The organism is Paenibacillus sp. PL91, from assembly GCF_012935325.2.
Taxonomy (GTDB): domain Bacteria; phylum Bacillota; class Bacilli; order Paenibacillales; family Paenibacillaceae; genus Pristimantibacillus.
In genome coordinates, this window is record NZ_JABBYG020000034.1 from 1 (window position 1) to 19,582 (window position 19,582).

Consider the following 19,582-nt stretch of genomic DNA (forward strand, 5'->3'; position numbering starts at 1 on the left):
AGTTGAGTTTCTGGATTTAGCTTCTTATTCAGCGAACAACCCTCTTGTTTACTGAGACGATAGATTAAGCTAACGGGAGACGTTAGTTCAATGAAACAGCGACAGTCTAGGACTTTATTTTTTGTCCTTGGCTGTCGCTGTTTCAATTTCTGAGGTCAGTCTAAAACTTATTTTATAAAGTCTGACGATATTACAATTGAGAATCAGCATGGAATAAAGACACCCAGTCTAATACTTTATTTTCTACCGACAGTCGAGAGATTATGAAAAGAAACAGCATGATTATTACACCTTGATTCAACCGTTTGTCTCCTACCCTGTCAGGGGAATGGATGATAAATTGTAAAAGAGAAATGAAAGCGCAATCATTTGAAAGGAGGTAACGGAATGAATAAAGAAACCATTCTTCGAATGGAAGGAGTCTCCAAATCGTTCCCTGGAGTACATGCTCTTCAGAACGTAAATTTCGATCTCAGAGAAGGAGAAGTACATTGCTTGCTGGGTGAGAACGGTGCTGGCAAATCTACTCTCATCAAGATACTGAGCGGCGCTTGTTCGATGGACAGCGGTAAAATTTATATGAACGGAACTCTTGCGGATATTCGCAATTCGCTTGATGCTCGCAAGTTAGGGATAAGCACCATCTATCAGGAGATGAGTCTGATCCCTGCGATGACGGTTGCGGAGAATCTGTTTTTCGGGGAAGAACTGACGAATAGAGTTTCGATTCTCAATAGAGCCAAAATGGAGAAGCGAACGACAGAAGTTCTGAAAAAACTTCGTGTCGGTATTCATCCCAAAGCTATCGTCCGGGAGTTGAGCACGGCTCAGCAGCAGATGGTCGAGATAGCCCGTTCCCTAATCAAACAGCGAAAAATTATTATAATGGATGAGCCCACCTCCTCCATTTCAGAAAAAGACGCAAGGGAACTGTTCAGAATTATTCGCGAGCTGAGAAGCCAAGGGGTGTCTGTCATCTATATTTCTCATCGATTGCATGAATTCGAGGAAATAGTGGATCGGGTCACAATTCTAAGAGATGGAAAGTATGTGGATTCGGTTTGGATGAAAGATGTAACCAACGTGAATCAGCTCATAAGCAAAATGGTAGGCAGGGAGCTGTCGCATGTCGCTAAAGCACCCGATCGAACGAAGGATGAGACGGTGCTCAGAGTCGAAGGAGTCCGTTACAAAAAAGTGATAAAGGACGCTGGATTTCATCTCAACAAGGGAGAAATTCTCGGCTTTGCCGGATTAGTCGGTTCGGGCAGGACGGAACTAATGAAATTGATTTTCGGATCCAATCGTCTGGAAGAGGGCACGATCGAGGTTCGAGGGAAGCCGGTCAGAATCAATAGCCCCAAGGATGCTGTCAGACTGGGGATTGGGTATTTGAGCGAAGACCGCAAGAATGAGGGATTGATTCTGAACATGAGTATTGAGAGAAACATCTCATTGGCCAGGCTGGAGACGGTTTCCCACTCTTTAATCCTCTCTTCGCGCAAGGAGCGTCGACAAGCGGAAGATTACATCCAGCGATTGCGAGTCGCGACCAGTTCGAGACTTAAAAAAGTGAAATTGCTGAGCGGCGGCAATCAGCAGAAAGTGGTGATCGCCAAATGGTTGGTTACCGACTGCGATATTCTCATTTTCGACGAACCGACAAGAGGAATCGATGTGGGGGCCAGAGCGGAGATCTATAAGTGGATTGAAATGTTGGCTGAACAAGGGAAAAGCATCATAGTCGTCTCATCGGATTTGCCGGAAATATTCAGAATCAGCAACCGAGTTATCGTTATGAGCGACGGGAAAATAACCGGCGAACTTCGGAATGATGACGATTTGACTCAAGAGAAAATAATGAAGTTGATGGTAGGGGGGTAGAGACGATGCTGCTGCGAAGAGTATCGGATCAGCTTGGAATCGGATTGGCTATTATTTTGTTGTTCGTCTCGTTAACCTTCTTGAATCCGTATTTCCTTGATTTCAATAATCTGATGAACGTTTTACTCCAAGTATCCATTTCCTCGATATTAGCTGTTGGAATGACATTTGTCATCATAGCGGCCGGCATCGATTTGTCGGTAGGCCCTTTAACGGCATTCAGCAGCGTTATTTTAGGAATGGCATTGCATCAAAGCTATGGTGTAGCTTTACCTTTGCTTCTATGCGTCCTTATTGGTGCAATTTTGGGATTAGTAAACGGAATCGTCATAGCAAAGCTGAAAGTTCCTGCCTTTATCGCGACGTTGGGAATGATGAGCATCGTCAGAGGATTGGCGCTGTATATCACTAACGGGCAATCGATCCATATGCTCCCCGAAAGCTTTATTGCGGTCAGCTCGGGCAACATCGGCGGGATTCCACTCCCTGTTGTTTACGCTGTCGCAGTTGCTATAATCGGAGCATTCGTGCTGAACTACACCAAATTCGGAAGGTATGTGTATGCCATCGGCGGGAACAAGGAGGCGGCGCGCCTCTCTGGCATTCGCACATCGCTCATAGAAGTTTGCGTATACATCATTTCCGGCATCACGTGCGGAATCGGAGCCATAATACTAGCTGGCCGCCTAAATGCAGGACAGCCGATTGCCGGCGTTGGCTACGAACTGGACGCCATTGCGGCTGTCATTATCGGAGGTACCAGTTTGTCGGGTGGAGAAGGAAAAATAAGCGGGACGATAATGGGAGCGGTCTTGATCGGGATGCTAAGAAACGGTTTGAACCTCATGAATGTATCGCCTTTTTTGCAGCAAATCATTATTGGTGCCGTTATCATCGGCGCAGTCTTCTACGACCAGTACCGCCGCAGCAAGAGAGACAACTTAATCGCTTTATAGCAAATAAGTTTACCTAAACATGCGGGTATTACTCGGTCGTCGGGCCCACGACTGATTAATATAATCATTGAATAATCTGAGAGGGGAACATCTATGTCAAGGAAAAGAAGCATATTCTTCACTTTATTATGCCTAACTGCAATGGCTATACTGATTTCTGCATGCAGTTCGGGCAATTCCAATTCCGGTTCGTCCGCGCCGTCGGAGAAATCAGAGACAAAGTCTCCGGGCAATAGCGACAACAATTATCGGATTGGACTGGTTATGAAGACACTAAGCAATCCCTTCTTCATCACGATGGAGAAAGGAGCGCGCAAAGCAGAAGCGGAATTCGGAATCAAGCTGGACGCGCAAGCCGGCCAGGAAGAGACCTCCATTGAACAGCAGATCGCTATAATTGAAGATATGATCTCTAAGAAGATGGACGCCATCGTAGTGGCACCTGGCGGCTCCAAAGAAATCGTGCCAGTGCTTAAGAAAGCTCAGGAAGCCGGCGTTATGCTCATCAACATCGACAATCGAATCGACAAGGCTGCAGCAGACAAGGCTGGGTTAAATCCTATTCCATACGTCGGTGCGAGTAACATGGACGGCGGTTATCTTGCCGGAAAGTATTTGGCCGAGAAGTTGGGTGGCAAAGGGAAAGTCGCTATTATTGAGGGAATCCAGGGCGTAGATAACGCGGAACAGCGTAAAGCGGGCGCGTTGAAAGCTTTCAAGGAGTTCAGTGGCATTGAAGTAGTGGCTTCGCAGTCCGCCAACTGGAAAACAGAAGAAGGATTAAACGTCATGGCAAACATTTTACAAAGCAACCCTGAATTAACAGGAGTGTTCTGCGCGAACGATATGATGGCGCTCGGAGCGGTACAGGCCATCGAATCGGCCGGCAAAACAGGTATAGTTTTGGTGGCGGCATATGATGCGCTGGAGGAAGCGAAACAATATATCAAAGATGGAAAAATGATTTCAACTATTGATCAGAAACCTGACGATGTGGGCTATTACGGGGTCAAATTCGCCATCGATGCCCTTAACGGAAAAGAAGTGCCAGCTGAACATATGGTAGATTTAGTCAACATAACGAAAGATATTGTGAACTAGGCAAACGTAATCGTATCGTATTGTCTTAATTACACTGGAAAGGTTGATGAAAATGAAATCATTAAAATGGCTTATGATGCTTACGTTGGCTTTAACGCTCATTCCGTGGGGATTTCTGCAAGAGTCGAATGCCGCGACTTCTGCAACCCCTGCCTCGATTAAAGAGAAAGAAAAAGTAATCATCGATGCGGATATGGGGGAATTGAACGATGATTCGATTACTATGTTCATGTTGGCGAACGCGGAAAATGTGAATGTGCTGGGCGTCACCATCGTTGCCGGAAATACGTGGGCAGAAGAAGGCACTGCGTATACGCTGCGTCAGTTGGAACTTATAAAGCGAACCGATATTCCTGTCATCGTGGGAGCAGGAGAACCGCTTATGGGAAGCAGGCAAACGCAACTGGATGCCGAACAGAAAATTTGGGGGAACTCCGAGTATCTGGGTTCTTATGCGAGACAGCGTCCCAAATCCTACTTGAAACTGGCAGCCGCTCCTTATGGAGGTTATCCGACAACGAAACCGCTCAGCGATACGACTGCGGTCGATTTCATCATACAACAAGTTAAAAAGTACCCGAATCAGGTTACGCTGTTCGCGATCGGCCCGGCTACCAATATCGCATTGGCAGTCAAGAAGAATCCCGAGATCGTCCCTTTGGTTAAACAAATCATCTACATGGGCGGAGCCATCGACATACCCGGCAACACTTCACCGGCAGCGGAATTTAACTGGTGGTTCGATCCGGAATCCATCAAAATTACTCTAAGAACGCCGTTTAAGCGTCAGATCGTTGTCCCCAATGATGTTGCCGAAAGAGTATATTACAACAAGTCCGTCTACGACAGAATAGTAAAAATGCCGGAAACACCGATCGTAAAGATGTTCAAGGATTTGCAAAGTGAGAGATTCGCTAAGAATCCCAAAGCCGAAATCTTCGTGTGGGATGCGATCACTGCCGCTATTTTCTTGGATCCTAAAATTGCAACGAAAGTGGAATCCCGATACATCGATATCGATGACACTTATGGCCCTAACTACGGCAAATCGATAGGCTATCATGAGTCAAGAAACAGAGATTTTAATAAACCTGAAAACTTCCCAAGCGGTACACAGAAGGTTGAAATTGTCTTCGACATCGACCGCGAAGCTTTCTGGAATTTGTATGTCAAATTAATGACGAAGAAATAAAGTGTCCTCTGAAAATGGCCGTCGCAGGACGGCCATTTTCGCATAAGAAACACCAACGTTGATGAAGTCAGGAGATCGTAAATGGTATTTTGACGCCTGCGGCTTCTCTTCAATTCTGATGCCTAAATTCGTTCGGTGAAACACCGAATTGCTTCTGGAAAACCTTTGCGAAATACTTCGGATCGATAAAGCCGACCTGTTCGCAAATTTCGTATATTTTTAATCCCGGACGCTTGAGTAATTCGCAAGCCTTCTCCATTCGCACGCGAGTCAGATAAGAGTTGAACAACTGTCCGCTTTCATTTTTGAAGAGTTGACCAAAATAGTGAGGCGTCAAATGAACCGTCTGGGCGACATCGGAGAGCGACAACGGATGATGCAAGTTATCATCAATATATTTCATGGCTTTGCGGACGATTTCCTCATGGTAAGTTAGAGAAACTTCGGAAGATTCGACATCGCTGCGGTCAGTGGAGCCTGTCTTAAGATGACGCAATTCCAGAAGACGATCGATTGTATCGAACAATTCATCGGTATCGATGGGCTTCAGAATATAGCCTTTAGCCCCATATCTCAAAGCCTCTTTCGCATAGATGAAATCTTCATATCCGCTGATCAGGACGACCTGGGTGCCTGGCATTTCTTCGTAAATGTATTGCAGCAACTGCAATCCGTTCATATCCGGCATGCGGATATCGGAGAGTACGAGTTCGATCGGCTCTGTCTTCAGATAACGAATTGCATCGTGTCCATTATGGGCGATAGCGACAACTTCAATGTTCCGCTCGTCCCATTCTTCCATCGTGCTTAAACTGTCCGCGATGAGCCATTCGTCATCGACTATCAGCAATTTCGTTTTCTTCATGGCTTTTCCTTTCTGGGAAGCTTTAAAGTGACAGTCACACCCTGTCCTGGATCACTTTCGACATGTATGCCGTAATTCGTCCCGAAATACAGCCTGATGCGTGATTGTACATTAAATAAGCCTACCCGGCCATAATCCTTCGCAAGCTGAATCGCCCGAAGCTCGAGATCTTCATTTAATTGCTCTACGGCCGATACCGTCATGCCTTTACCGTTGTCGCTGATGCGAATGTATACATTGTCGTCTTTAAGCCATCCTCTCAATTCAACGTTTCCAGAGCTCTGTTTCCGATCGAGTCCATGGATGAAAGTATTCTCGATGATAGGCTGCAATATCCATTTGATTGTATACAGGTTTAGGATTTGAGGGTCGAGTTGAATGTCGTACCGAAAGCGCTCCTTCATTCGAAATTTGTGAAGCTCAAGATAATGCCTCACGCTAGTGACCTCTTTATCTATCGGAATCATATCGTCGAAGGTGCCGATGCTTAAACGTAGCAATCTGCCCAACTGAATGATCATATGGCTGATCTCTTTCTGCTTTGTTTTGCGGGCCAGCGAATTAATGGATTCGAGCGTGTTATACAGGAAGTGCGGATTTATTTGTGACTGCATTGCAGTTATTTCGGCACGGTGCTTCTGATTCTGCTCCTCGTATACTTGTTGAACCAAATCCTGCAAGCGGCGCACCATCAAATTAAATCCATGGCCGAGAGCACCGATCTCATCCCGGGCGATGCCTGTATAGTGGACATTAAAATCGCCATGGCCAACTTTCATAATCAGATTCCGCAGCTTCAGAATAGGCTTGGAAATGCGGCGTGACAATAAGAGTGATACGAATACGCAAACGACTATGCTTACAATCATAATAGTGAGCGTTATTCTGCGAATGCCATAAATCGGTTTGTAAAGTTCGCTTTTTAGGAAGTAAGCGGTAAAGTTCCAACCGGTCATTCTATCATAACGCTGTATGAGAAAGTAGTTGGTTTCGAGTCTCTCGAAATCTTGGGCTGAAAAAACGCCTGCAGGATAAGGGTACAAAATTTCACCGGTCTTATCTGTAACAATAACCCCGGAAGCGTAATCGTCGTAAATATCACCTAATAGAAAAATGTTTTTAAGCAAATCCCGCAATACATCGATCTTGAAATCTATGATCAGCGCTCCACGGGGTTTGAATCCGGAATCTCCTATGAAGCGTATAAATGAAAATACTAGTTGATCGGACTCCAAAACGCTGTAGGAGCGGTCATGCATCCGGGATATCTGATAATTGTCAGTTATGATTTCATCGATAGAAAGCCATGGAAGCTCGCTTCGAGATGTGATTCCGGTACGCAAGTTATAGCCGTTCGCATAGAGGAAACCGCTTTCGCTAATCAATGTCATTCCGATATTTTCCGGACGGATAGACTGGGTCCCTGACAGTAGCTGGGCCATATCGGCAGTATACGCCTTTCTCGTTTCAGCGTCCGACGATTCCAAATAAGCGAGAACATTTGGATCCTTAGCAATAATATCTCCCATGCGGCGTGTATCGGAAATAAAGAAATATAGCGTTTTTATTTTTTGCTCGAGGATGTTGTTCGTCTCCCTCTTTAGCTTCTCGTTTAACGATTGTTCAGAACTTGTCAAAGTGAACCAGCTCGCAAGCATAAGCGGCAAGGTTGAAAGAAGCAGAAAGGAGAGTAACAGTTTGGCAAAAATCGAATTTCGGAAAAACACTCTCGGCACCCCCTCGTCAAAGCATAACATGCAAATAAGTAGCTCTATCATCTTAGCAAAACGATTCTCGGTCGATCAACTCAAAAATAGTGTCAGTAATTACACCATAAAACCACTTTTATTCTCCTTTTTCCGTGCGAGGTTGCATGATATATTGGGAATGATACGCAAATGAACAGCGACAAGGGGGAAGACAATGAGACTAAAACAATGGTTCCCGCTCGTCGTGGCTGTCCTATGCCTTTGGTTGCCGATCGGATGCGCTGGCTACGACTTATCCCGATCTGCAGCCCGGAATTCCGCCGGAGCGGAATCTTCAAAAAACCACCCGGCTTCAGAAAGCATCAAAGTATTGCATTATGTAAGCGGCAAACTGGGCGACAAGGGTTTTTTCGATTCAGCCGAAAGGGGAATTAAAAAAGCTCAATTTGTATACGGTTTTGAGACGTTAACTATAGAAGCTGATCCGAAACCTGCAGTCAGGAAATCGGAACTGGATAAACTGGCCGCCTCGGAAACGTACGACGTTATAGTCGTCAGCGGGATGATGGAGGACGTCAAGGAATTGTCCGGCCGGTATCCGAAACAGCGATTTATTTATTATGATGGGTCCATTGGGGGAAGACCGAATGTATACACGATGCGTTTTTCTCAGAGCGAGGGTTCGTTTCTTGCAGGCGCTTTCGCCGCAATGGTAACGACAAGTTCTTCTATTAAAGGGACAAATCCGGATAAGAGAATCGGATTCATCGGGGGAATGGTTGGTGAAACCATTAACGATTTTAAATACGGTTACGAGCAAGGGGCCTTATATATAGATCCGGACATCCAGGTGATTGCCTCCTATGTAGGTGATTTTGTGAATAAAGGCAAGGCGAAGGAATTAGCTGCCATGCAGTATACGTCCCAAAAGGTCGATATTATTTACAATGTTGCCGGACTGGCGGGGATAGGGGGGTTGAAGGCAGGGCATGAGGCTGGAAAATATACAATCGGAGTAGACAATAATCAAAACTCGCTTTACCCTGGCAGCGTACTTACGTCTATGCTCAAAAATGTGGACGAGTCCGTTTTCAGAGCATTAAGCAAATTTCGAGGAGGCTCCCTTCCCTTCGGCGGAACGGAAGTTTTAAGCATTAAGGAAGGGGGAGTAGGAATCGCCAGGGATGAACTGTATGAGAAATATGTGCCGGAACAAATCAAAGAAGAGATGAAAGCTATCGAGTTCAAGATCGCAAACGGCGAAATCAAAGTGAAGTCGATTCTAGCTGAATGAAGAGGGCAATAAGGCCACCGGACAGGGCACATTTGTTTTATTGAAATTTCTGAGCTTTCAAACAAAAAAATGAAAAGGAAGTAATGTTTCAAAGGAACTGGCTGAGCTTGAAATCCCGCTTCGAGATGACGAAGTCAGACGACAGGTACAGAATTGGAAGATAACTGAGGGAATTCTGGTTACCGACAAGTTTCGGAATATCCTTCGTACATTTTACTCCGTAGATCCACTTTTCATTGCAGCTATGTTTAACGCTATTTTAAACCCTACCGGCACTATTGATCGGAGAACATCTGAAGATGCTGCCGCGTTCAACCTTGTGATGGGGATGATTGACTTTGGTGAGATCATTCTGTATTGGATAGAGGTATAAGGATAGATTCCTATGTCGAACTGTTTGCAAATACTCGGAAACAGAATTACATTTTTAGCAGCATTTTAAGGAAAGACTGCACTTTTATAGGCGGTCTTTCCTTGGTTTATGTGAAGGCTGAAGTATTTAACCTCAAGGGCAATTCTCGCTTAGGTTGGACTTAAGCCGATTTTCGTGTAGAAAAAATCGAAATTACCTCCTCGATCAATAGCGTTGCCGGTCATCATGCAGACAGCGGCTTCTCCGACAAAAGTGGAGGCGAAATCGCGAATGGCAGGATTGCGATAGCCGAGTCGCAGCATCCAAACGTTAAGAATCACCCCCGCAATAATAATAGTCGAATTTTACCCAACGCTAATGGGTTAATCTTTACGGTAAGGCTATTATCCGGGCTGGAGCCAGCCTCCGCGATCGCTATGAAGTCGGTTCCCGGTTCAGGGAGCTTGTAGTGGATCTTCGCTTCCGGGGCGCGCCCGAAACCGTTGGCAGCAATCGCTTCAGTTAATGCGGACATAGCGATAGATAAAGCCGCTCCCCAGACAGGACCGATGTTCTAAGTCACAATAGTAATAGTAATAAAGAAGGAGAACTGTTCTTAGATGCAGTATCTAAGGATCTCGTTTTATTGCATAATGCCGGTGTGTCGAATATTGCAGTGCCGTGCAACACAGCGCATTGTTTCTACAATGTTGCAAAAAGCTTAGGAGCCTGAGCTTCTTTTGTTCGCCTCCCTGCAGTGCCGGACGGTCGAATTCATTTGGCTCATATCGGAAAATCAACCATCTTCTTATGGCTCTGAGCTCGAATAAATGTTGTGTGTGAAGGGAATCCTAAGGAATGGTTAAGCAAATGCAAAAGTTGCCGGAAATGATTGAAGTAAAACTGAACGGCTCGCCTGATCTTGTTATGAAAACTTATATCGTGCAAAAACGAACCGAATTGACCTGCCTATATTTGTCGACGTTAGTTAATAAAAAGTTAGTTGATGAACTGGTCATCTCCGGAATTTTAACTCCATATCAAACGCTGGAGGATAAGCAAGAACCTATGGATTGGTTATTGTCAGCGTTTAAACAAGCGGAAATCAAGAAAGTGAATGGGCTTGAATCCTGCATGAAAGAATTGCTAGAGGGGCAATGTCTTGTCGTTCCACCGGGACTGGATGCAGTGTCCATAGATGTGCGTCAACAAGAGCAGCGAAGCGTAACCGAACCCGATACGGAGGCTGTAGTCAGAGATCCGCGTGAAGGTTTTGTAGAGGATTGGCCGCGCAATATCTCACTAATTCGTAAACGCTTAAAGAGCGAGAAATTGGTAATCGAGATGATGACGATCGGTTTGCCAAGGCCAAAAATACAGAAACCGTTCTTTTTTGGTTAATCCCAACAGGGACGGCAACTTGGAGTGAAAGAGAACTCATTGGTTATGATAAAGATGGAAATAATGGATGGTCTGTAACATGGGAGTTCGGCAATCGGAACTTTCATGACCACATTCATGTTCAGGCGCTGGGAAGCGATAGCTCGTCACAATCAAATAATACTATCAATATAATTACAAAAGAACTATAAAGGCATCACGCTAACGGGACACTTTAGCTCAATACACAACTTAGATGAAGCTGCCGCGGCGATCGGCAGCTTCATTGCGTTAACGGGCTTTATTTTTCAATAGCTCTTGTTTTTATGCTCGAGATAATGGTAACATTTTATGGGAACATGTGTTTGTTTTTGTGTTTTCAACGGATAGGGGGAATAGGCGTGGTTGAAATCATTGAAAAAGAGCAATTTTCGGTTATTGGAAAATTAGGAAAGGGGTTTGCTAATGAAGCTCCCCAATGGATACCATCATTATGGAAAGAAGCAAATAGTAACTTTATTGAGATAAGCAATCTCGCCATCCATCATCATGTGCAAACGGCTCCCGTTTGTTTCGTTAAGAAGCCGATGTGTATATGATCCAATTGACGAACCGCCAGGCGAGGCAATTTCTGCTATTGAAGCACGGGTTGTTGGGCGAATATCATTTTACCGGAAAGCAGGGAGTATTGGATTTTGTGCGGCAGGTCGGCTGTATTCAATACGATCCCATCGATGTTTGCGGAAAAAACGCCGAACTGGTGTTGCAGTCGCGAATCAAAGGATTTACCAAGAACATGCTCGCCGAGCTGCTGTATCAAGATAGAATCCTTGTCGATTATCCCGACAAGAATTTGGCCATTATCCCTGTCGAGGACTGGCCGTATTTTGAGCGGTACAGGCAGGCCGCCCGACAACATGCCAAGCGCTATCCCGAAATGGAAGCGTTGATAGAGCAAGTACGAGCTCAAATCCAAAATCACGGTTCGCTAAGTTCGGGTGATCTAAAATTGGATGGAAATTTCGCTTGGCGATCAGCCATCCACTGGAGCAGCGGAAACAATTCATCCCGGTCGGTGCTGGAGCAGATGTACTCGACAGGCGAGTTGATTATACATCACAAAAAAGGAACGCGTAAATATTACGATATCGCCGGGAAGTACATACAGCCAAATCTGCTGAATGCGGCGGAGCCGCTGGAGGGCGAGCTTGAGCATCACAAGTGGCGGGTACTGCGTCGAATCGGCGCTGTTGGTCTTTTATGGAATCGCGCATCCGATGCCTGGCTGAACATATGGGGATTGAAAGCGGAGCAGCGCAACGAGGTTTTCCGCCAACTGTTGCACGAAGCTCGCATTGTTGCTGTTGCCGTGGAACAAATGAAGGATATACTTTATTGCCGCGCGGAGGACTTGCCGCTTATTGAAGCCGTTCTGCAAAATCCAGCGCCGAAATGGCGCTGCGAGCTGATTGCCCCACTAGATAATTTCATATGGGACAGAAAACTGATCAACGAATTATTTGGATTCGATTACACCTGGGAGATATACACGCCTGCAATCAAACGGAAATTCGGCTATTATGTGTTGCCTCTAATATACGGAGAAAGCTTCATCGGACGAGCCGAGGTAATCGCGGAGCGAAAAGCCGGGACGCTCGTTGTTAAAAACATCTGGTACGAGAACGACATAAAGCCAACAAAGCAATTGCGAACAGCCTTGAACAATTGTTTTCAAAATTTCGCCTTATTCAACGGATGCGAGACGATTTCGACAGAGTCTATGAACTGATATTTCCAGTTCCCCGGTAACATTTGCCGAAAAGTTTCCGCGTACGAAACAGGTAAGCCGACGCGTCCGATAGCGCCGTTGTATGTATACATGAGTTTCAAATGGGGGGTTCAAGCGCGGCGGGCTAAACTAACGGGCAGATTACGTTAATGGATCTTCATTTTATTTAGTTGCATGCACAAACCCAAGTCACTAAACGGAAATTACTTCAATGGGGTGATTTGTAGTGAATGTTAAAAGCTATATCGGGTTATTGCTAGCAGTCATCATTTTCTCCGTACTTATACAGCCAGTTTACGCTAAACCACACGAAGAACCATTGGAACGGCTTGTACTTACTTTGTTAGCTCCAAATATACAGGAACAGATTAATCGATATTATGAAGATAAACTAACAGTGTCACCTACTTTTTCGCCTTTTCTAGGAGGGATTGAATTAAATGTTGAATATCATCCTTCGCATATTGATGTTAATGTTACAGTGATTCCGTATGTGGGACCTCATTTAGATGTAGGGATGGACTCGATGAAGTTTCGTGTAGATAATACAGGAGCTGTAATGGTTCTAGAATACATACACATTAGGGACTATGAGTTGCTTCCAAACTGGCAACACATTCTTCATTGAGCTAACGGGTACGATAGTTGAATAACACACATGATGAGCAGGCGCTGCGGTGGCCTGCTCATTTTATTAAGCTAACTGGCAGTTTAATTCAACAATCCTTTGGGAAAATTTGTTGGATGGTACATAGCTCAATATGCTAACATGGGCATGTAACCATAATCTGGGGGGAGAACAATGAGTAGTGATCTATATGAGATTCTTGAAGAGCGTATATCTAACTGGGGACTTAGTAATGAGGAGATAATCACGATCTACATAGTTGGATCAAGAGCAAGACTGGACAAGCCGTTTGACGAATATTCCGATTTAGATCTAGTCATCTTTTCAACTAATCCAGATTACTATCTTCAAAATGACGAATGGTTACTACAAATCGGTACGGTCTGGACAAACTTTATGTTTCGAACCGTTGATGGGGATCCTGAGAAACTCGTTCTCTTTGATCAAGGTTTGCAAGTTGACTTTTTATTTCGTCATATTTCGGATTTGGAACGTTCAATTAATCTAGACCAGATTCCCCAAGGCTTTCATCGTGGTGTCAAGATTCTACTTGATAAGACGGGAAAGGGACACAAGCTAGTACCTCAAACCATAATTGCCCCTGGGAATAATCCCATTTCACAAGAGGCTTTTTTGCAGGTTGTTAGCATGTTTTGTTTTGCCAGTCTGTACGTGGCAAAGCAAATTTTGCGTAATGAATTTTGGGTAGTCAACCAAAGAGATAAAGACTGTAAACAGTTACTGCTGCAAATGATAGAATGGCATGCAAAAGCCTCACATGGAGCGGCATTTGATACATGGCATGCAGGAAGGTTTATCAAAGAATGGGCTGATAAAGATGTAATAGACGATTTGAAGCTTTCTTTTGGGGGATACGATCAAAAGAGCAGTTGGAAAGCATTAACCTTATCGTTTGAGTTATTCTGTCGATTATCTTCTGAAGTCGCAAACACGTATAATTATACTTTTCCAGCCAACTTATTTTCCAATATCAGAACTTGGGTTGAGGAACACCAAGTGGGTGTGAGATTAAGCTAACGGGTAACGTTAGTTCAATAAAAACACGGAAGCAGCCGACTACAATGATCGGCTGCTTCATTACGCTAACGGGCAGGATAGCTTAATACACACGAATAATCGGCAGCCAGTATAAGGGATGCCTTTTCTTATAGCTTCTCAAAACAAGCTAATTAGATTATTATTAAATTAGATAAATATCTAAAGGGGTTGATTTTAATTGATATCCGTTCTTCCTGAGAGATGGCAATCCAGAAATCTCGTGTTCCGAAGATTATTAGAAAACGAAATAACCGAGATGCAGCACCTATATTCAGGTAGTCAGTATATTAGCGAGTGGGACGGCAGTGAGCTCAATGCTAGTCAAATCGAACATTGGTATTATACCGGGGATTTGCCTCCAGGAGGTGTTAAAGAGAATTATTGTTTGTTTGCTGTAAGACTCATGGATAGCAACGAATTAATAGGGATATTAAGTGTTTACCATGGGTATCCAAAAATTAATTCAGCCTATATCGTATTTCTGTATATTTGCAAAGATAAACAGGGACAAGGATTTGGAAAAGAATCAGAAATTCAATTGAGTGACGAATTAAAAAAACTAGGATATAAGGAAATAAGGGCGAATGTTGCAGTTAAAAACTGGCCTGCAATTAGGTTTTGGATAAACGCAGGGTTTAACGGAGTAAGTGGCATTTACGGAGACAAGGTACATGCAGCAAACACATTTGCAAACTTGGAATTATTCAAGATATTATAACTCGTTAAGCTAACGGGAACAATAGTTGAACAAAAATGGAGCAGTTTGCTGCGGCAGCTGCTCCTTTCTTCGGTTAAGCTAACGGGCAGGATAGTTGAATAGAATCTCGAAGTATATAGAATTGATCCACTGCGTGAACAGGAAAGAGGTGAGATACAGGATGAAAGAATCTTGGGAACGAACAAGTAAAAATATACACATCAATTATGAGACTATAAGTACTATGATTAGCCAAGTGTTCAGAGGCAAACGGCTCATAAAAGCTGAAAGAACGGAAACAGGACTTAGTAGTGGTACCTATAAAATTCAGATTGAGGGATCAGCTACTCCTTTCCTTTTAAGGATTTCTGCTGGTGGTTTAGACGTAGCATCAAAAGAAAAAGCAATTGCTGAGAGATTGAGCGGCGTCGTGCCTGTAGCAGATTACATCTATCTTGATACAAGCCGAAATTTAATAGAATATGACTGGGCTTTACTGGAATGGAAAGAGGGAGTATTGCTGCGGGATATTATGCAAAGAGGAGAAAAACGACAGATTGCAAAAGCTGCGGAATCTGTTGGCGATATATTAGCTCGTATACACAGCCATACTTTTGACTGCCCAGGCTTTTTAGCAGGGGACCTTACCATCGCCAATCCGTTTAACATGGGGGAGGATGAATTTTACTCTTTTATTTCAGGAAGCCTAGATGGTGCTGCAACCGGTCATTGGCTCGGAGCGGAAGCTACGGAAATGGTTCGATCATTCTGTGTGTCTCACCGTTTGTTATTAACTGAAATTCATGAACAGTCAGTCCTCGTTCATTCGGACTTCAATGGTCTAAATATACTGATGCTTGATAGTCCAAACGGTATTGAAGTGTCAGCGGTATTGGACTGGGAGTTTTCTTTTTCAGGAAGACGTTATGTTGATATTGGAAATATGCTTCGGTATGAACACGAAAATTCCTTATTCGAACGTCATTTTATAAAAGCTTACCAGGATTCTGGAGGATTTTTGAATGAGAATTGGGTCCAGTTATCTAAACTAGAAGATTTAATTGCTTTGTGCGATTTATTGAATCGTTCGACTCTGGAAATGCCTAACCGGATCTCCGATTTAAGACAACTAATAATTCAGACGGTACAATAAGCAAATTAAACTAACGGGGAACGATAGTTCAATAAAGACACCGAGGCAGCCGATCACAATGCTCGGCTGCCTTTTCCACACTAGGGCAGTTTAGTTCCAATACGTGTTAAAATTAACGGAGTTGATGAATTTCAGGTGAACTTCGTTAATGATAAGGCCAATAAGAAAATTACTTAGTTGCTGCTCTTGGAGCATTTGAAGGAAAATTTCATGTCTTAGTAGTGAGAATGTAGTGAGACAATATTCTGTATTAAAGGGGAGGCGCCCCCCCTCGCCCCTCTGGACGAAAAATAGAAAGCCCGATCGAATGAGATCAGGTTTTTTGTATTAGCTTTATGGATAACAGCTCTTGAATGAAGTGTTAAGAAGCAATATCACTATAAATCAAACAAACTTCCTACTCGTCTTCTTCCCATCACAGCTAAACACGATCTTCTTATCCTCAACAAACGTTTCCAAATGCACGTTTTTCCCCCAAAGCTGAACAACATGAGGCAGCGTGCGCTCTACATATTTGAGATCAAGCTCCATACCCTCGTATTCATGGATAAGATACAGTTCACCTACACGGTTGAAATCCCCATCCTTAACCATTAAGCTAGGAAACCCACCGTTTACTTTGGAATAGACGAGCTGATCACGGATGTTCTCCCAAGACTTATCGGTAATTTTCCACTCCGGCCCTTTTTTCTCGAAAATGTAGAGATCCAGATCATTGACCAAATCCTTCGTCAGGTAGTTGCGGAGGAAGGAGATGTCGGAATCGAGCTCACGCACCTCGAACATTTTTTCTCTGCCTTTGCCAGGCACACGTCCAAAGCGTGCCTGTTCCTCTTTGGTAGGGTTATCGAAACGCTTTTCGATATCCTCAAATATTTTCAAGCCTAAATAGTAAGGGTTCAAACTATGACGAGATGGTTGCACGACAGAGGAGTTCAGCTTGGCGAATTCAATCGTCTCATCGCTAGTGAGATCAAGCTCACGAATGATACGCTGATGCCAATAGGAAGCCCAGCCCTCATTCATGATCTTTGTTTCGATTTGCGGCCAGAAGTAGAGCATCTCATCGCGCAGCATAGAAAGGATATCCCGCTGCCAATCCTGCAGTGTAGGCGAGTATTCCTCAATGAACCACACGACATCCTTTTCAGGCCGAGGAGGGAAACGTTTGGCATCAGCAGCTTGTGATTGAGCGGCAGATGCAGCGGCAGCCGTCCGATCGGGATCAAGATTCCATAAATCATCATAAGAGGACGCTGGAATATTCCATTCAGAGCGCTCGCTGTCCTTTTGCACCATTTCAATGTATCGCTTCTTATCCAACTGATAGGGCTTAATGAGCGTAGGGTCAACATGCTCTTGAATCGCGAGAATCGCATCGATGAACTTCTCAACGGCGTCAGTACCATAATCCATTTCATATTGATGAATACGATCAGCTGTAGCAGACATACTTTCCACCATATTGCGATTGGTCACGCCGAAGCGAGCATTGTTTTTGAAAAAATCGCAATGTGCTAGAACGTGAGCAACAATAAGCTTGTTCTGAATTAAGGAATTGCCTTCAAGAAGAAAAGCGTAACAAGGGTTTGAATTAATAACGAGCTCATAGATCTTACTTAAGCCAAAATCATATTGGAGCTTCATTTTATTGAAGGTTTTTCCAAAACTCCAGTGACTGAACCTTGTAGGCATGCCATAAGCGCCAAATGTATAAATGATTTCAGCTGGACATATTTCATAGCGCATTTGATAAAAATCCAAACCGAAACCAGTAGCGATTTCAGTAATTTCATCAATGGAACGTTCTAATGCGCGTATTTCATCGGATTTCATATGAATACCTCCAGAGTTTTCATATTAATGATGTTTTGTTTTGCCAAAGCTCCAATGACTGAAGCGGGTCGGCATGCCATAAGCGCCAAACGTATAAATGATATCCGCAGGGCAAATCTCGTATCGCATTTGGTAAAAGTCGAGCCCAAAGCCTTGCGCGATTTCCGTTATTTCATCGATGGACCGCTCCAGCGCGCGAATCTCATCCTGGTTCATTCGTCATCCCTCCGCATTCGGAAAATACGATTCATACCATGTGTATGAAGGAGTGGCCAAGGTTATGACAGCAATAAAAAATGATTCTAAAAAGCTATGAGCAAAGGTAAATCGGGAAGAATGTCGAATATTTGTAGAATAAAGTCGTATTGTGACAGAAAAACTTCGATTTCTGTAAGAAAGGAACTTCAGCGTGATCCAATTCTTACTTTTGCCCGTCATCCATGGCTTGCTTTATATTATTGCGGCTTGCTTGTTATTCATCGTCGTTTCGCCTAAGTTTTTGTTTGAAAACAACCGGCGCAAGCTGTTATTCGTATTCATTCTTATCCTTTTGAGCTTTATTTATCTCGGACTCGATCAGCAAAATCCCGTTGTCTATGCGCTGCATCTTACTCCGATCTCGATAGCGCTGGCAGCGCTGTTTGAGGGAGTCATTCCTGGCATTGCGACATGGGCGGCATTTGTCTTTTGCGGCATCGTTATTGTAGGTACGGACTGGCTTCCCACCATATTGGCATGCTCGATACATTTAGCGCTTGGCTTGTTGCTGCACTATCGCCTAGAGGACGCCTCACTGCGCCGCATGTCCTTATTGTCGGCAGCACTCGTCGCCGTACATTTAAGTGTCTATCTTACTGTTCTATGGCTGGAAGGCATGATATTCCCTTTGAAGATGACCTTTACAATCGTACTCATAACGCTAGCTTCCTCTCAGGTCACTAGTTACATCTATTTCTATGTCAAGGACCAAGAGAGATTCCAGAGAGAGTTGTATTATCAGAAAAGTATCAATTAATCGGTCAACTGGCCGCATCCATTTCTCATGAAATACGCAACCCGCTTACAACGACAAGAGGCTTTCTGCAGCTGATGAGCAAAGAAAATCTGAGCAAAGAAGCCTTCGAGCGGTATCGAACCTATGCTTTTGAAGGAATAGACCATGCCAATAGCATCATTACCGATTATTTGAATTTCTCTAAACCGAATATGGAGGAGCCAAAGCTGCTTAACGTAAAAGAAGAGGTGGATGGAATCGTTCCGTGGCTTCAGCCGTTTTCGGTCCTATCTAACATTTCGGTAGAAATCCATCACATGATGGTTGAACCGATGTATATTATGGGAGAGCCGAAGAAATTTCAACAATGCTTGCTTAATGTCATGAAAAATGCGATCGAATCCATGACTAACGGAGGCGTATTATCGGTACATACTCGGCTTGAACAGGGGCAAGTCCAAATTTTGATTCGAGATACGGGAATGGGGATGAGCAGCACGCAGGTGAGAAGGCTGGGCAATCCTTATTTTACAACGAAGGAGAGCGGTACTGGGCTTGGGCTAATGGTCGTTATAAGCTTAGTTAAAGCGATGAATGGCAAAATCTATTTCAGAAGCAAGCCGAATGAGGGAACGATTTGCGAAATGCATTTTGAACTCGCGTTGGAACGTTAAAGAACCCTTGAAGGGCCGC

At 44.1% G+C, this 19,582-nt stretch carries 18 protein-coding genes and 1 pseudogene; 14 read left to right on the forward strand and 5 right to left on the reverse strand.

The window, feature by feature from the left end; translation table 11 throughout:
- Nucleotides 1–387 precede the first annotated feature (387 nt).
- The 4 genes from HI950_RS33930 to HI950_RS33945 all read left to right on the forward strand — a co-directional run bounded on the left by HI950_RS33930 (nt 388) and on the right by HI950_RS33945 (nt 5,133).
- Nucleotides 388–1,884, forward strand: a complete 1,497-nt coding sequence (locus HI950_RS33930) for a sugar ABC transporter ATP-binding protein (RefSeq protein WP_169091238.1) — start codon at nt 388–390, stop codon at nt 1,882–1,884.
- Nucleotides 1,885–1,889: 5 nt separating this feature from the next.
- On the forward strand, nt 1,890–2,840 hold the full coding sequence (locus HI950_RS33935; RefSeq protein WP_223285666.1) for an ABC transporter permease: 951 nt from the start codon (nt 1,890–1,892) through the stop codon (nt 2,838–2,840).
- Between the two features lie 93 nt (nt 2,841–2,933).
- Nucleotides 2,934–3,941 carry a sugar ABC transporter substrate-binding protein gene (locus tag HI950_RS33940; protein WP_169091240.1) on the forward strand — a complete coding sequence of 336 codons (1,008 nt, stop codon included), beginning with the start codon at nt 2,934–2,936 and terminating at the stop codon, nt 3,939–3,941.
- A 52-nt stretch (nt 3,942–3,993) separates the two neighbouring features.
- Nucleotides 3,994–5,133: a nucleoside hydrolase gene (locus HI950_RS33945; protein ID WP_169091242.1), complete on the forward strand. Its 1,140-nt coding sequence runs from the start codon at nt 3,994–3,996 to the stop codon at nt 5,131–5,133.
- A 109-nt stretch (nt 5,134–5,242) separates the two neighbouring features.
- Here the strand turns inward: HI950_RS33945 and HI950_RS33950 are convergent, their stop codons facing one another.
- Both HI950_RS33950 and HI950_RS36870 read right to left on the reverse strand, forming a co-directional pair.
- Nucleotides 5,243–5,998 (reverse strand): response regulator transcription factor, encoded by a 756-nt coding sequence (locus HI950_RS33950; RefSeq protein ID WP_169091244.1) that lies wholly within the window; start codon nt 5,996–5,998, stop codon nt 5,243–5,245.
- Entirely contained in the window at nt 5,995–7,725 is a 1,731-nt protein-coding gene (locus HI950_RS36870; RefSeq protein ID WP_169091246.1) for a cache domain-containing sensor histidine kinase, read from the reverse strand. Before HI950_RS36870 ends, HI950_RS33950 begins: the two co-directional genes overlap by 4 nt.
- 196 nt (nt 7,726–7,921) lie before the next feature.
- On the opposite strand from HI950_RS36870, the gene HI950_RS33960 reads away from it, so the two are divergent.
- On the forward strand, nt 7,922–9,001 hold the full coding sequence (locus tag HI950_RS33960) for a BMP family lipoprotein (protein ID WP_169091249.1): 1,080 nt from the start codon (nt 7,922–7,924) through the stop codon (nt 8,999–9,001).
- A 522-nt stretch (nt 9,002–9,523) separates the two neighbouring features.
- On the opposite strand, the gene HI950_RS33965 is transcribed toward HI950_RS33960, so the two are convergent.
- Nucleotides 9,524–9,694: a hypothetical protein gene (locus HI950_RS33965; protein WP_169091251.1), complete on the reverse strand. Its 171-nt coding sequence runs from the start codon at nt 9,692–9,694 to the stop codon at nt 9,524–9,526.
- 517 nt (nt 9,695–10,211) lie between these two features.
- Here HI950_RS33965 and HI950_RS33970 point away from each other — a divergent pair.
- The 7 genes from HI950_RS33970 to HI950_RS34000 all read left to right on the forward strand — a co-directional run bounded on the left by HI950_RS33970 (nt 10,212) and on the right by HI950_RS34000 (nt 16,059).
- Complete coding sequence (locus HI950_RS33970) at nt 10,212–10,754, forward strand: spore germination protein (RefSeq protein ID WP_169091253.1); 543 nt, start codon at nt 10,212–10,214, stop codon at nt 10,752–10,754.
- 380 nt (nt 10,755–11,134) lie between these two features.
- A complete protein-coding gene (locus HI950_RS33975; RefSeq protein WP_169091255.1) occupies nt 11,135–11,332 on the forward strand; it encodes a hypothetical protein in 198 nt (65 codons plus the stop codon).
- Nucleotides 11,329–12,522: a winged helix-turn-helix domain-containing protein gene (locus HI950_RS33980; RefSeq protein ID WP_169091257.1), complete on the forward strand. Its 1,194-nt coding sequence runs from the start codon at nt 11,329–11,331 to the stop codon at nt 12,520–12,522. The genes HI950_RS33975 and HI950_RS33980 overlap by 4 nt, the downstream gene beginning before the upstream one ends.
- A 226-nt stretch (nt 12,523–12,748) precedes the next feature.
- Nucleotides 12,749–13,150, forward strand: coding sequence for a DUF3888 domain-containing protein (locus HI950_RS33985; RefSeq protein WP_169091259.1), 402 nt, complete (start codon nt 12,749–12,751; stop codon nt 13,148–13,150).
- A 174-nt stretch (nt 13,151–13,324) separates the two neighbouring features.
- Nucleotides 13,325–14,188, forward strand: coding sequence for an aminoglycoside 6-adenylyltransferase (locus HI950_RS33990; RefSeq protein WP_169091261.1), 864 nt, complete (start codon nt 13,325–13,327; stop codon nt 14,186–14,188).
- Nucleotides 14,189–14,387: 199 nt separating this feature from the next.
- Nucleotides 14,388–14,927 (forward strand): GNAT family N-acetyltransferase, encoded by a 540-nt coding sequence (locus tag HI950_RS33995; RefSeq protein WP_169091263.1) that lies wholly within the window; start codon nt 14,388–14,390, stop codon nt 14,925–14,927.
- A 160-nt stretch (nt 14,928–15,087) separates the two neighbouring features.
- Nucleotides 15,088–16,059, forward strand: a complete 972-nt coding sequence (locus HI950_RS34000) for a phosphotransferase family protein (RefSeq protein WP_169091265.1) — start codon at nt 15,088–15,090, stop codon at nt 16,057–16,059.
- A 384-nt stretch (nt 16,060–16,443) separates the two neighbouring features.
- On the opposite strand, the gene HI950_RS34005 is transcribed toward HI950_RS34000, so the two are convergent.
- Together HI950_RS34005 and HI950_RS34010 are read right to left on the reverse strand one after the other, a co-directional pair.
- Nucleotides 16,444–17,895 (reverse strand): SpoVR family protein, encoded by a 1,452-nt coding sequence (locus HI950_RS34005; protein WP_169091267.1) that lies wholly within the window; start codon nt 17,893–17,895, stop codon nt 16,444–16,446.
- Between the two features lie 36 nt (nt 17,896–17,931).
- Nucleotides 17,932–18,111 (reverse strand): annotated as a pseudogene (locus tag HI950_RS34010) (SpoVR family protein); the annotation flags it as partial.
- A 193-nt stretch (nt 18,112–18,304) separates the two neighbouring features.
- Between HI950_RS34010 and HI950_RS36270 the strand changes: the two are divergent.
- Nucleotides 18,305–18,910 (forward strand): hypothetical protein, encoded by a 606-nt coding sequence (locus HI950_RS36270; protein WP_223285667.1) that lies wholly within the window; start codon nt 18,305–18,307, stop codon nt 18,908–18,910.
- Between the two features lie 32 nt (nt 18,911–18,942).
- Nucleotides 18,943–19,563: a HAMP domain-containing sensor histidine kinase gene (locus tag HI950_RS36275; RefSeq protein WP_317618499.1), complete on the forward strand. Its 621-nt coding sequence runs from the start codon at nt 18,943–18,945 to the stop codon at nt 19,561–19,563.
- Nucleotides 19,564–19,582: the final 19 nt, after the last annotated feature.